This is a genomic window from Lonepinella sp. MS14435 (genome assembly GCF_042485795.1).
Taxonomy (GTDB): Bacteria; Pseudomonadota; Gammaproteobacteria; order Enterobacterales; family Pasteurellaceae; genus Lonepinella.
Genome location: NZ_CP169368.1, coordinates 1,422,242 through 1,437,833, shown reverse-complemented (window position 1 = coordinate 1,437,833; position 15,592 = coordinate 1,422,242). Strand labels below are relative to the sequence as shown.

Below are 15,592 nucleotides of genomic sequence, written 5' to 3'. Positions count from 1 at the left end.
GTTATGAACGAATTTAGCTATTTTTTCTACGATTACGAAAGTTTTGGTATTAGCCCGAGCGAAGACCGCCCAGCCCAATTTGCAGGCATTCGAACGGACAGCGATTTTAATATTATTGGCGAGCCTGTGATGTTGTATTGCAAGCAAACCAATGATTATTTGCCGAGTCCCGAAGCGGTGTTGGTAACGGGCATTACGCCACAAGAATGTAATGAGAAAGGCTTAAGCGAACCCGAATTTGCGGCAAAAATTTTAGCAGAATTTAGCCAGCCCAATACTTGTATTATCGGCTATAACAATATTCGTTATGATGACGAAATGACCCGTTATACCTTTTATCGTAACTTTATTGACCCGTACGAGTACAGTTGGAAAAACGGTAATTCTCGTTGGGATTTGCTGGATTTGGTGCGTGCATGCTATGCGTTACGACCCGATGGCATTGAATGGGCGTACGATGAAGACGGCGTGCCGAGTTTCCGCTTGGAAAAATTGACCGTTGCCAATAGCATTGAACATAGCAACGCCCACGATGCGATGGCGGATGTGTATGCCACCATTGCGATGGCAAAATTGATTAAGCAAAAACAGCCGAAATTTTTTCAATTTTTCTTTGATTATCGGGGCAAAAAAGCCCTTGAAAGTTTAGTCAATATGGCGGAAATGACCCCACTGGTTCACGTTTCGGGAATGCTGGGCAATTATCGGGGCAACTGCACTTGGATTGCCCCCTTGGCGTGGCATCCCATTAATCAAAATGCGTTAATTGTCTGCGATCTCGCACAGAATATCGATGATTTACTGACGAAATCCGCCGATGAATTACGAGAAAATCTCTATACCAAGAAATCCGAGCTAGAAGAACAAGGCATTTTGCCTGTTCCGCTTAAATTAGTGCATTTAAATAAATGTCCGATTCTCGCTCCTGCCAAAGTGTTATTGCCTGAAAATGCCGAACGTTTAGGCATTGATCGCCAATTCTGCTTAGCAAATCTACAAAAGCTGCGTCAATCGATGGATGTGCGGTCAAAAGTAGAAGAGATTTTTGCACAAGAACGGATATTTGAACCCAGTGAAAATGTCGAAACCCAATTATACAGCGGTTTCTTTAGCCCAAATGATCGCAATAATCAGAATATTCTGCGAACCTTGTCGCCTGAACAGTTGGCAAATCACGGCTTAACCTTTGAAGATAAACGGGTAGAGGAGTTATTGTTTCATTATCGTGCTAGACATTATTTCAAAACCTTAAACCGAACAGAGCAGTTGCAATGGGAACGCTACCGCCGCCGTAAATTAGAAAAAAGTGCGGTGGATTTTGAGCAAAAAATGCAAAATCTGATAGATGAATATAGTAATGATGAAAAAAAATTACAGTTACTACATTCGGTTTATGAATATGCGATGAAGTTGTTGTGACTATTGAGTGACAATGTCATGAAATGAAATAAAATAAAAAAATATGGTTAATAAATTTAAGCTATTCTGTTTTTTGGAATAGCTTTATTTTTATATTTTCAATAAATACAAACAAGAATATTTACCAAAAACTTTAGCACACGGATTGGGATTTTAGATATGCAACAGCAAAATTATCGTTTTAATTAAAATTTTCACTAACCAAATTTCCTTCAGATTTCGCATAGCGTTATCAAAATAGCACATCAATTTATATACAATTTCCTTATTTCTAGTGTATAACTCAATAAAATCGACTGTAGAAAATGGCTTGAAACCTTTATTTATCTTGCTTGACAAGTTCATCCTGTATGTGGATAAGTCTGTGATTTAATTAATACGTAGTATCCACTAACCCTATAACAGATTTCGCATAATGTATATTATGTTAAATCATATAATATAAATGTCACTTTTAATACTACTCTTTTCATGGTTTAAGAAATGTCGTTAAAAAGCAAATGAATAAAAAACAAAATATGTGTGCTTTGAGAAATATTGATGTGCTATTTTGATAACGCTATGCGAAATCTGAAGAAAATTTAGATTGGTGGCGATATAATATTGGGATAATGAAAACTAAGATTTGATGTTATTTAGAGAGTTTTATTTTGGCAACGCTACGCAAAATCTGAAAAAGAATTAGGTAAATTATCGGTAGGATTTTTTATTATTTCGTGTAAAATATGTTACTGTGACAATGTCACTTATCTCTTTTCAGTAATCAGTAATGATTTTCTCCCCCTAAAAATTGTATTAATAGAACAATCTAGTAAGGGGAAAATTTTATTTATGTATTTCTATTGTGTTTATTTGTATCGGAAATGTAACAATATCTATTGCTAACGTGACAGGAATTAAGGCTTTCATTATACTACGAGAAACATCACCTCCATTAGGCGTATAATTTAAAAATTTAATCCGCATTGGATTTTTAAATTGATATTCTAATTTTGATGTGGGTATAGCTGAGGCTGTTTGTATGCTAAACTGAATATTATCTAAACGACAGTCTAAATACGTTGGCCAAGCACTATTACATTCAAATCCTATTTTTTCTAATTTCTGTTCTTCTTGATTAGAATTGATATCTCGCTCTTTAAAGAATGATAAATCAACTGCTAAACAGCTTTCAGTATTACAGCCATTGTGATTGCCTAATTTTATAGGGAAATACTCTCTTTTCTCATGGTGATCCAAATGAGGTCTAACAATTAAATTTGTAAAATCCAACCGTTGCGTAAATATCTTATTCAAAATATCTCTTTTACTATCAGTATCTTGTATTAAATAACTTTGTTTCTGACCGACTAAAATCATTGCCTGTTCATAGCCTTTTATTGGCTGTTTAGCTTTAGCGATTGCAAGCACAATATCATCTTTATCTGCTAAAACTTGCCATTGTTGAGTTGCTTTAGACTCATCAATTTTATCACTCATCCAAGCACTCAACATACAGCCCGTTAAACCTAATACGCTGCTCATTAATGCCGATAATTTTAATGTCGTTTTCATGAAATATTCTCTTATTTTATTAATATCAACATATAAAAATGCGGTCAAAAAATCACAATTTTTTTAACCGCACTTTCACTATTGTAACCTACTCATTAATCCAATTTCAATGGCTCAATTTTCCAGATTTTTTCTGCATATTCCGCAATGGTACGGTCTGATGAGAAGAAACTCATGTTGACAATATTTTGTAACGCACTATCTACCCATGCTTGTTGATTTTTGTATTTTTCATCAACTGCTTTTTGGGCTTCAACATAGCTACGGAAATCTGCAAAGGCTTGGTAAAAATCATGATAACGCCAGCCATTTAATAAATCTTGATAACGATTTGGATCATTTGGTGAGAAATAACCACTACTGATTTGGTCAATTACTTGGCGTAATTGCTCATCAGATTGGTAAATATTAAACGGACTATAACCTTGGTGGCGTAATTCTTCCACTTGTTCCACGGTGTTACCAAAGATAAAGATATTGTCTTTGCCTACATTATCTAAAATTTCTACGTTTGCACCATCTAATGTACCTAGGGTTAATGCTCCATTTAAAGCAAATTTCATATTACTTGTACCCGATGCTTCGGTACCCGCTAAAGAAATTTGTTCTGAAATATCCGCTGCTGGAATAATAATTTGAGCAAGACTAACGCTATAGTTAGGAATAAATACTACTTTTAAACGACCTTGTAAACGCTCATCATTATTAATCACGTTAGCAATATCATTAATTAAATTAATGGTTTGTTTGGCAGCATAATAAGCAGATGCTGCTTTTCCTGCAAGAATGAACACTCGTGGTGTCCAATCTTTTTCAGGATGAGCTAACATTTCATTGTAACGAGCAATAATGTGTAATACGTTTAAACTTTGACGTTTATATTCGTGGATACGTTTTACTTGTACGTCAAATAACGCATCAGGATTAAGTTCTACACCTAATTCTTTTTTCACATAATTTGCTAATCGGATTTTATTCGCACGTTTAATCGCTGGAATCGCTTTTTTCACTTCTGGTTCGTGAATATATTTTTTGAATTGTTCAAGTTGAGTTAAATCACGACGCCATTCTGTGCCAATATATTTATCAAATAATGCTGATAAATCAGGGTTTGCTACTGCAATCCAACGACGTGGTGTAATACCATTTGTTACGTTAGTAAAGCGTTCTGGGTAAATACGAGCGAAATCAGCAAAGGTAGATGTGACCATTAAATCAGAATGAATTGCCGCTACCCCATTCACTTTGTGTGAACCTACAACAGATAACCAGCCCATACGTACTTTACGTACATCACCTTCTTCTACTAAAGAAACTCGGCGGATAAATTCTTCATCCGTAGTAACAGTATCTCTAACATGATCTAAGAAGTAATCATTGATTTCGAAAATCATTTGTAAATGACGTGGTAAGATTTTCGCCATCATTTCTACTGGCCAAGTTTCTAAGGCTTCTGACATTAGGGTGTGGCAAGTGTAAGAGAAAATGCGGCAACACATATCCCATGCTTTTTCCCAATCATAACCGTGTTCATCAATTAAAATACGCATTAATTCAGGAATAGCTAAAGCTGGGTGAGTATCATTTAAATGAATTGCCACTTTATCTGCTAAGTTTTCCAATGTGCCGTGTGTACGAATGTGGCGTTTTAGAATATCTTGTAAAGAAGCAGACACTAGGAAATATTCTTGACGTAAACGTAGTTCACGACCCGCTATTGTAGAGTCATCAGGATAAAGTACTCTTGAAACATTTTCAGAAGAAGAACGTTCTTCAATCGCACTAAAATAATCCCCTTTATTAAAATCTGCTAAATTGAATGCAGTACCTGAATGTGCGGACCAAAGACGTAAAGTTGTCGCACTATCATTTTTAAACCCAGGAATCATTTGGTCATAAGCAAGTGCGGTAATTTCTTCGTCATTTTTCCAAATACATTTTTTACCTTCAAAATAAACATGACCGCCTAAACGAATTCTAAAACGCTTAGAAGGACGAATAAATTCCCAAGGAACACCTTTTTCTAACCAAGCATCTGGTTTTTCAATTTGACGACCATCTATAATTCGTTGTCTGAACATACCATATTCATAACGAATACCATAGCCCATACTTGGAATTGATAATGTCGCTAATGAATCCATAAAACAGGCAGCTAAACGACCTAATCCGCCATTACCTAAACCTGGATCAACCTCTTTGGCTAACACTTCTTCCAAGTCAATATTTAATTCTTGTAAAGCCTGTTTAGCACTGTCATATACACCTTCCGCAATTAAAGCATTAGAAAGGGTGCGTCCAATTAAAAATTCCATTGAAAGATAGTAAACACGACGAGTTTCTTCCGCTCTTGATTGTTTTGCGGTAGAAATCCAACCTTCGGTAACAAGATCACGTACCGCATATAAGGTCGCATTTAGCCAGTCACGTTGACTTGCCTCTTCGGGGGAGCGTCCAATTAGATAAACTAATTTATAGACGATTGCTTTTTTCAGTGAGCCTGCATCGTGAGATGGACGCTCATAGTTTTGAATTTTGAGCATAGAAATAGTCCTAATAAAATCTAATAAAATAAAAAGTGCGGTATTTTAACCGCACTTTGATGAAAAATACAACTAAATTCTGTTATAAAGTGCTAGATAATGGCGAGCAGCTAATGCCCAACTAAAATCTTGAGCCATTGCATTTGCTCTCACACTGAACCATAGACGTTGTTTTTTCCATAAATTCAAGGCATTATTTAAGGCATAACGCAAACCTTGTGGATCGGCATCTTCAAACACAAAACCTGTGGCGATACCTGCTTTAATATTTTCACTGGTGCTGTCAACCACTGTATCGGCTAAACCACCTGTTTTACGAACCAACGGTAATGTACCATATTTTAAGCCATATAATTGTGTTAAACCACAAGGTTCAAAACGACTTGGCACTAAAATTACATCACCACCTGCTACCATAAGGTGAGATAAGGCTTCATCATAACCGATTTTGACCGCCACATTTTGCGGATAATACTGGGTTAATCCCCATAAACCTTGTTCTAAATGTTGGGCTCCAGAACCTAAAACAATAAGTTGTCCACCTTGTTTCACAATTTCATCAGTGGTTTCAAGTAATAAATCCACGCCTTTCTGTTCAGTTAAACGAGTAATCATCACAAAAATTGGTACATCTGGATTTTGCGGTAAATTGAAATAGGCTTGTAACTGTTCCTTATTCTTTTTCTTACCCGTCATAAATTTTAATTTATAATGTTCAGTAATATAAGGATCATTATTTGGATGCCAAATCTTTTCATCTACGCCGTTTAAAATACCGTGTAAACGACCTTGATATTCTAAGGTGCCAAGTAACCCTTGCAAACCATAGGCAAATTCTGGGCGAGTAATTTCTTTAGCATAAGTTGGACTCACTGCGGTAACTGCATCAGAATAATATAACCCTGCTTTCAAATAGGAAATTTCGCCATATAATTCTAAGCCATCAACATGAAACATACCTGCTGGCAAGCCAATCTCATATAAATGTTGATAAGCAAATCGACCTTGATAGGCTAAATTATGAATGGTAAATACGGATTTAGCTGGTTTACCTTTGTTATATAAATAAGCACTGGTTAAGCCAGCATGCCAGTCGTGAGAATGTACTACTTCGGCATTCCACCAACTATCTAACCCTGTGGCTAATTCTGCTCCAACCCAACCTAACAGGGCAAAACGTTTATAGTTATCAGTATAATCTTGATACCATTGATCGTGATATGGATTGCCAGGACGATCATATAAATGCGGAGCATCAATAATATACACACCTACACCATTGTATTCACCATAACGTAACAAAATGTGACCAGCAAAATTGAAAAACTCAGCCACTACATAGGTTTCTGGAATACCAGCAAAAATAGCTGGATAACCTGGTAATAACACTCGAGCATCAATACCCTCTTGTTTTTGAGCAAAAGGTAATGCCCCCATTACATCTGCTAATCCACCTGTTTTTAACAGTGGATATAATTCTGAACAAACGTGTAATACTCTCATTTACTTTATGTTTTCCTTAAATACGTAGGGGCGGTTTTGTGTTGCCGCCCAAAAATTACGTTCCGTTTTATGGGGAATACATTGAATTTCCCCCACGGAATACAAAACTAATCTAAATGCTCTTCATTAGTCACTTTTTCACCTTGCAATCTCTTAATCATTGAGTCAGTGACTAAAATGACTTTACCTGTACTACTCACACGGAAACGTTTGCGATCTTCCTCAATATCTACACCAATTTGGGTATTATCTGGAATGACCACATGACGGTCAATAATACAATTTCTTAACACACAGTTTTTACCAATGGTCACTTGCGGTAATACTACACAATGATCGATGCTAGAATCCGATTTCACTTTTACGTTATTGAATAACACGGAATAACTGATACTTGCATCGGTAATCAAACAACCGCCAGAAATCAAGGAATTATCCACAGGTTTAATGCTTGGGTTGTGATAGAAGAATTTGGACGGATAAGTCTGTTCTGGATTACCACGAATTGGCCAGCGTTGGTCATAAATATCGAGTTGTGGTTTTTCTGACACTAAATCAATATTAGCTTGCCAGAAACTGTCTAATGTTCCCACATCACGCCAGTAAATTTCCCCTTCGGTATTACGACCCATGCAAGAACGACTAAATGGATGAGCGTATAACACACCTTCTTCTAAAGATTTCGGTAAAATATCTTTACCAAAGTCATGGGAGGTATTTTGTGATTTTACTTCACGGTTTAATACTTCATATAAGTAATCTGCATCAAATACATAGATTCCCATAGATGCTAATGAAATGTCTGGTTTACCAATCATCGCTGGTGGATCTTTTGGTTTTTCCACAAACTCTTTCACTTTCAAGTTTTCATCCACTGCCATTACACCAAATTCAGAGGCTTCGGAACGTGGTACTTCAATACAGCCAACGGTACATTTTGCTCCACTAGAAACGTGATCAAGTAACATTTGGCTATAATCTTGTTTATAGATATGGTCGCCAGCTAGAATTAACACATATTTTGGTTGGTAGTGATGTTTCAAAATTGCCATATTTTGATACACCGCATCCGCTGTACCACGATACCAAGTAGAATCATCAATTTGTTGACGTGCTGGCAACATATCTACAAATTCCCCACGTTCTTGTGGTAAGAAAGACCAACCGTTTTGTAAATGACGTAACAAAGAATGAGCAGCATATTGTGTTACCACACCAATGCGGTTTAATCCTGAGTTAATACAGTTTGACAAAGCGAAGTCAATGATACGACGGTTTCCCCCAAAATAAAGTGCGGGTTTTGCTCGTTTATCGGTCAATTCGTGTAAACGAGAGCCACGTCCTCCCGCTAAAATTAACACTAATGTTTCTTTAACGAGTTCATATTTGTTTGGTAATGCAACTTTGCTACTCATAATTAATTCTCCATAAATAAAATTGTGGGCTAATCGTTTCAGTTAAAAACTAAAGACTATTTAATAATCTAATTATACTATACAGAAAATAAAAATAATTTTCTGTGATAAGGTTCAAAGTTTTGAAAAATTAATCAAAAAAACAGATCATTTCCGTTGTAACAAACAAAAATCTATGGTTTCTACAACTAATCCTTGACCTTTTAACATTTTGCTATGACTTGACACCAGCATTTCCCATTTGCCGTCGGGTAATACAAAATTCTGTAGTTCATCTTTGGCATTAATTACAAATAACCATTGATCATCTAATAAAAATTGCATCGCTTTACCAGCGTAATCTTGCCAGTCTGCTACTTGCAAACTATGTCCAAATTCGTTGAGCCAGCTTACATTTGCTGCACTCCACCACTGCCCCATGGTTAAGCTTTGAATTTTTTTGCGTAATTGAATCGCTTGTTGCGTGGCAACAAATAAATCTTCATTAAAATTTCTCCACTTCAACCAACTAATCTGATTATCCTGACAATAGGCATTGTTATTACCATATTGTGTATTACCAAACTCATCACCCGCTAATAACATCGGGGTACCATTAGATAATAACAATGTACGTAATAACGCTACGCTGGTTAAAAATCGTTGTTTTTCCACCGCACTTTTTTCATTCACTGGCAAGCCTTCGGCTAAACCCTCTATACCATGATTATAGCTGTAATTTTCATTACGACCGTCATGGTTATCTTCCCCATTTGCAAAATTGTGTTTATGGTTATAACTGACCAAATCTCGCAATGTAAAACCGTCATGTGCGGTGATAAAATTCAATGTTTTATAGGGTAACTGATTCCCTTTACGATATATATCACTTGAACCTGCTAATCGTTCTGCAAAATCGCCTAACGCTCCACTTTTCCACAGCCAAAAACGTTTAATGTCATCACGGTAACGGTCATTCCATTCGGCAAAATAGCTTGGGAAATTTCCTACTTGATATCCCCCATCACCTAAATCCCAAGGCTCGCTAATCATTTTACAACGGCTTAATATCGGATCATTTTCAATCGCTTTAAATAACAAGCCTTGCGGATTAAAATACGGCTGTTCTCTACCTAAACAAGTAGCTAAATCAAAACGGAAACCGTCAATGTGATATTCTTTCACCCAGTATTTTAAACAATCTAATGCCCATGCTCGAGCTTGTGGCGAAGATAAATCTAAAGTATTACCACAACCTGTCCAATTATAGTAATAACCTTGCTGATCATGGTAATAATAGGTCTGATCATCAATGCCCCGTTGACTGAATGTAGGATAATCTTTTTCACCCTCAGCAGTATGATTAAATACCACATCTAAAATCACTTCAATACCAGCTTGATGTAGGGCTTTCACCGCTTGTTTAAATTCATTCATTGGGTTATCTGTAGCAGCATAACTAGGTTCTAAAGCGAACATCGCTAACGGATTATAACCCCAATAATTACTTAATCTTTTTTCTTGTAAGTGCGGTTCATTTACAAAGAAATTTACTGGTAATAATTCAACCGCAGTTATCCCCAAAGATTGCAAATAAGCAATACTTTTCGGATGAGCTAGACCAGCATAAGTACCACGAATATGTTGTGGCAAATCTTCACGCAATTGGGTAAACCCTTTAACGTGCAATTCATAAATAATACTATGTTCCCACGGCGTTTGTAATGGTTTATCCCCTTGCCAGTCAAAATTTGATGAATTAGTAACCATCGCTTTCGGAGCCAGTTTGGCATTATCACGTTGATCACTTAACAAAAACCATGCTCTTTTGTTCGCAGTAGATAAATCTGGTTTTCCCACTACCATTTTGGCATAAGGATCTAACATTAATTTGTTAGGGTTATTTAAGCTAACGCCATATTTTGGATAAAGGCGATAACCATATTTAGTACCCACTTCAATATTAGCAATCCAACAATGCCAAATATCTTGTTCATTTTTTTCCATTGCAAAGCGTTTTTCATTGTCTTCTGAATCAAATAAACATAATTCAATTTTTTGTGCTTGGCTGGAATATAGGGCAAAACTAACCCCCTGTTGATTATTGCGAATTTCAATATTCGCCCCTAATAACGTTTTCATAAATAATTTAAAGATAATCCATTATAATACAACAAAAATATAAGAAAATGATACATTTACACCACTCTATACTATAGACGAATGCTTCGTTATAACACCATCTTCACTCCAACCGTAAACAGAGAGATTGCTCCATCTAACAGAAACTGGCAAGCTAAGTTGGCCCAATAAAGATTTTACTTCTTTTAGACTTCGGCACTGTTCTCTCCGTAAACGGAAAGAGGGAAAGTTATAACTAAAATAGCTTATTGTCAAGAATATGCTTAAACGTACCATACCGTTACTACATTCTTTACATTTTATTCTTCAGTAGCTTTTTTAGCTTTTGACTTCACTACTTTTTTAGCAGTTTCAACTTTTGCCGTTGTTTTTTTCGCCGTAGCTGTAGTCGTTTTAGCTTTTGCTACTTTCGGTTCTGCTTTCGCTTTTACCGTTTTCTTCTCCGATTCAGCTTTTACCTCAGCTTTTTGAGTAGCCGCTTTGGTCACTTTTTTAGCTGTAATTTTCACCGCACTTTTTTCAGCAACTACTGCATCTGCTTTAACTGATTTTGCTTTAGTCGTTTTAGTCGCAGTTTTATTTTTTGCGGTTTCAACTTTCACAGATTCGGTTTTTGTCGCTTTAGCTTTGGTCACTTTAGCTGGTTTTAACGTAAGATCCATAGCGTCAGCTGGTTTTACGGCTGTTTTTCTAACCTTCTTTGCGACTTTTTTCCAACGAAAATAAATTGTTGCCAATGGCGGAACAACCACTGAAATAGATTGTTTTCTACCATGGCTTTCAATGTCTTCTGTGGTGACTACACCAAAGTTGCCTACATTTGAGCCTTTATAGTAAGCCGAATCCGTATTCAGAATTTCTTCATACTCCCCTGCTTCATTTACCCCAATACGGTAATTTTCACGAACCACTGGGGTAAAGTTACTCACCACCAAAATACGATCACCATTACTATCACGACGTTCAAAAGCAAAGATAGAATTTTGATTATCATCGACCACTAACCAATCAAACCCTTCTGGTTTATTATCTAATTGATAAAGTGCGGTGTTTTCTTTGTAAGTTTTATTCAAATCTTTGACTAATTGCAACACACCTTTGTGCCAGCCACCACCGTGGAAATCATCTAATAAGTACCAATCAAGGCTTTCTTGATAATTCCATTCACGACCTTGAGCGAATTCATTACCCATAAACAGTAATTTCTTACCTGGATAACCCCACATATAGGCATAATAGGCACGTAAGTTAGCAAATTTTTGCCACGCATCCCCAGGCATTTTACCCAACAATGAACATTTACCATGTACCACTTCATCATGCGACAATGGTAATAAGAAATTCTCGCTGTATTGATACACCATACCAAAGGTCATTTTATTGTGATGATATTGACGATAGATCGGATCCAGTTTCATATAAGAAAGCGTGTCATTCATCCACCCCATATTCCATTTGAAATGGAACCCTAAACCATTATTTTCAGGTGGCAAAGTGACACCAGCAAAAGAGGTAGATTCTTCAGCAATGCTGGTTGCCCCTGGGACTTCAACACCTACAATACGGTTAGTTTGACGTAAGAAATCAATGGCTTCTAAATTTTCACGACCACCGTATTGATTTGGGATCCACTCACCGTCTTTACGGCTATAATCACGATAAATCATGGAAGCGACCGCATCAACACGCAAGCCATCTAAGCCAAAACGTTCTAACCAATATAACGCATTTCCCGTTAAGAAGTTCTTCACTTCATTACGACCATAGTTATAAATTAAGGTATTCCAGTCTTGATGATACCCTTCTTTTGGATCCGCATGTTCATATAACGCTGTACCGTCAAAAGCGGCTAAACCATGAGTATCGCTTGGGAAATGCCCAGGTACCCAGTCTAAAATAACATTAATCCCTGCTTCATGAGCTTTGGCAATAAAACGTTTAAAGCCCTCTGGACTACCAAAACGGCTGGTCGGTGCATATAACCCTAATGGTTGATAACCCCAAGAACCGTCAAATGGATATTCAGAAATCGGTAATAATTCAATATGCGTAAAGCCCATATCTTTCACGTAAGGAACCAATTCATCCCCCAGTTGGTCGTAATCTAACCAGAAATTATTTTTAAGATTTCTCCGCCACGAACCTAAATGGACTTCATAAATCGAAATCGGTTGATCGGATTGATTCGCTTTACGGCGAGTTTCTGTCATTTCCACAATTTCAGGTAACGCACTGATTTGTGATGCAGTATCTGGGCGTAATTGTGCTGCAAAGGCATAAGGGTCAGATTTTAAACGAAGCTGATTATTACTATCTAATAATTCAAATTTATATAATTGTCCTAAAGTAACTTTAGGGATAAATAATTCCCACACTCCACTATTTGCATGGAAACGCATTGGGTGACGGCGACCGTCCCAATAGTTGAAATCCCCGACCACAGAAACCCGTTTCGCATTTGGAGCCCATAAACGGAAATTAACCCCAGTGACACCGTCATACTGAGTAAAGTGAGCACCTAAAACTTCATAAGGGCGTAAATGAGAACCCTCAGCCAATAACCAATTATCTAACTCTTCAATCATCGGGTGAAAACGGTAAGGATCTTCAATAAATACCGCTTCATTCCCCCAATAGACTTTTAATTGATAATTAAAGAAATCATGCGTATTCGGTGCGACACCTGTAAAGAAACCACGTTCATCAATACGATCTAACTCAATTTCTACATTTTGTGATGCACGATTAATGACTTCAACTTTATTTGCATCTGGCATTAACACTCGAACTTCAATTCCGCTTTCTGTTTCGTGCATACCTAACACAGAAAATGGATCAGAGTGGGTACCATTAAAAAACGCATCTATTACTGATTGTTCTACTAATTTTTTCATAATGACTTCCTATTATGGTTAATTTCATTTAGCAACACTTGAACACGCTGGTCACTAAATATTTGTTCTAGTGGCATGGCAAGTTTAATTTGCCAATTTGGATACTCAGTTGATGTCCCTGGTAAATTAAATGATACTTCCTGATCAATCAAATTTTCTAATTGCACGCCAATCAATCGGCTCCGACTACGAGCTAAATAACGATGAATCACCAAATTAAGGTGATCGTGCATAGCCATACTCAACGCATCACCGTAATAATCATCAGGTAAAAATTGATCTCGGTGTAAGCTATTTAATAAGGCTTGTTTATCTTTCACACGCTGTTGATATTTTTGTTGCAAGAAATTCCCTTGCAAAACACCTAATTGCTCAAATAATTCTAAATCTTTGCAATGCCAGAAACTACGCAAAGACGGCACATCATGGGTACCAATCGTGGCAAAGGCTTGATTTGGGAACTTTTCAGCGAGTGGAAATTCGCCATTTGCTTGAGAGAAATACAACACGAAATACGAATAAACTAAAAATTCATTTAATTTTGACCGCACTTCATCAGCGACAGTACCTAAATCTTCACCCACAATCACACATTGATTGCGTTGGCTTTCAATGGCTAAAATAGCCATTAATTCCGCAAAAGGATAAAGCACATACACACCATCCACCGCCGTTTTATTTTCAGGAATAAACCACAAGCGGAATAAACCCATTACGTGATCAATTCTTAACACACCGAAATGTTGCATATTGGCTCGCAACATTTCAATAAAGGGTTGAAAACCACGTTTTTTTAACACCGTTGGATTATAAGGTGGTAAATTCCAATTCTGTCCGACAGGTCCTAATGGATCGGGTGGTGCACCAATGCTGGTGTTGACACAAAAAAGTTCAGGATCACTCCAAACATCCTCACTCCCCCGAGAACTCTGTACCGCCAAATCACCATAAATCCCTAATTGCAAGCCAACTTTTTTAGCCGTGGTTTTTACTTCAGCTAACTGTTGCTCAGTCAACCATTGCAACCACATATAAAATTCAATTTTAGCTTGATACTTTTTAATTAAGCCCTTACGATTTTTATCCGTTAATTGTTGCCATTCTTTTCGCCAACCTAACCAACCGATATTTTTTTCATCTGCTTGTTGAGTTGGATGTTCTATACTATCCAATACATCAAATAAAGCCTGATTCAACAGGTTTTCTCCCTGTTGTTTGACAAAAGCTAAAAAGTCTTGACGGCGTGCGACAATTTTTGCTGTTTTACTCCGTTGACTAAAGGCAAAAAGCTGTTCAAGTGCGGTGATTTTTAAAGCAGAAATCGCTGGATAATCTACTTGTTCCAGCTGACGTAGGCGAGTAACTTCATCTTGTTGTTGACTAAACCAAGTCTGTACAGATTTGGCTAATTTAAATTCTGGTAATAAATCTACCGCCAAGTAAATCGGATTTAACCAACGACGAGAAGATGCACTGTATGGACTTGCCCAATCTGGCACTGCCACATACATTTTATGTAATGGGTTAATCCCAATAAAATCTGCCCCAAATTGCACCGAATTTTGTACTAAATAAATTAGGTCTGCAAAATCACCAATTCCCCAATTACGGTTAGAACGTAAACTATAAAGTTGGACATTAATCCCCCACGCTTTTTGCTGTTGTAAGATTGGTGATTGAAAGGTAGTTTTTGGCTGAACGAGTAAACGTATTTTACGTTGTTGCTTTTTATCGGAAAGGGTTAATTGATAATAACCCACTGGCAACGCAGGTAAGCTAATTTTTTGTTTAGTTTGTTGTTCAAATAATAATTCATCTTGCTCGTTGGTTAATCGACAAGTGGTGACGGATGGAAAAAAGGAAAGAAAAGAATAATCTGTAATTTGCTCTGCATTAATAACTAAAACATCATCAAAATAATCACTAGAATGGTTATTTCCCGCGGATAAAAGTGCGGTGAAATAATCCAAGGTTTCTGGCGGTGCTGTAATAAAATGACCTTCAATATCATAATAGGAAGGACAGATACCTAATTTTTCTGCTTTCTGTTCAGTACAGCGTTGTTGTTCCGTTAAATTCATAGGTGTACCTCAAGTTTATGTTACATTCTAACAAGCTCAAGAATAAACACAATCAATTTAAT

General features: G+C 36.8%; 8 protein-coding genes. 1 reads left to right on the top strand and 7 read right to left on the bottom strand.

Annotated features, from left to right (window positions below; genetic code table 11):
• The first annotated feature begins 3 nt into the window (after nucleotides 1–3).
• On the top strand, nucleotides 4–1,419 hold the full coding sequence (gene sbcB, locus O1Q80_RS06840) for an exodeoxyribonuclease I (RefSeq protein WP_386693880.1): 1,416 nt from the start codon (nucleotides 4–6) through the stop codon (nucleotides 1,417–1,419).
• Nucleotides 1,420–2,244: 825 nt separating this feature from the next.
• Here sbcB and O1Q80_RS06835 read toward each other — a convergent pair.
• From O1Q80_RS06835 to malQ, 7 genes are all read right to left on the bottom strand, one after another.
• Nucleotides 2,245–2,973: a hypothetical protein gene (locus O1Q80_RS06835; protein ID WP_386693878.1), complete on the bottom strand. Its 729-nt coding sequence runs from the start codon at nucleotides 2,971–2,973 to the stop codon at nucleotides 2,245–2,247.
• Nucleotides 2,974–3,068: 95 nt separating this feature from the next.
• Nucleotides 3,069–5,516, bottom strand: coding sequence for a glycogen/starch/alpha-glucan phosphorylase (locus O1Q80_RS06830; protein ID WP_386686157.1), 2,448 nt, complete (start codon nucleotides 5,514–5,516; stop codon nucleotides 3,069–3,071).
• 72 nt (nucleotides 5,517–5,588) lie between these two features.
• Nucleotides 5,589–7,019 (bottom strand): glycogen synthase GlgA, encoded by a 1,431-nt coding sequence (glgA, locus tag O1Q80_RS06825; RefSeq protein ID WP_386693875.1) that lies wholly within the window; start codon nucleotides 7,017–7,019, stop codon nucleotides 5,589–5,591.
• Between the two features lie 107 nt (nucleotides 7,020–7,126).
• Entirely contained in the window at nucleotides 7,127–8,434 is a 1,308-nt protein-coding gene (gene glgC / locus O1Q80_RS06820; protein WP_386693873.1) for a glucose-1-phosphate adenylyltransferase, read from the bottom strand.
• A 147-nt stretch (nucleotides 8,435–8,581) separates the two neighbouring features.
• Nucleotides 8,582–10,555 (bottom strand): glycogen debranching protein GlgX, encoded by a 1,974-nt coding sequence (gene glgX, locus O1Q80_RS06815; protein ID WP_386693871.1) that lies wholly within the window; start codon nucleotides 10,553–10,555, stop codon nucleotides 8,582–8,584.
• 299 nt (nucleotides 10,556–10,854) lie between these two features.
• Nucleotides 10,855–13,449, bottom strand: coding sequence for a 1,4-alpha-glucan branching protein GlgB (glgB, locus tag O1Q80_RS06810; protein ID WP_386693868.1), 2,595 nt, complete (start codon nucleotides 13,447–13,449; stop codon nucleotides 10,855–10,857).
• Nucleotides 13,446–15,530 carry a 4-alpha-glucanotransferase gene (gene malQ / locus O1Q80_RS06805; protein WP_386686144.1) on the bottom strand — a complete coding sequence of 695 codons (2,085 nt, stop codon included), beginning with the start codon at nucleotides 15,528–15,530 and terminating at the stop codon, nucleotides 13,446–13,448. Before malQ ends, glgB begins: the two co-directional genes overlap by 4 nt.
• Between the last annotated feature and the right edge of the window lie 62 nt (nucleotides 15,531–15,592).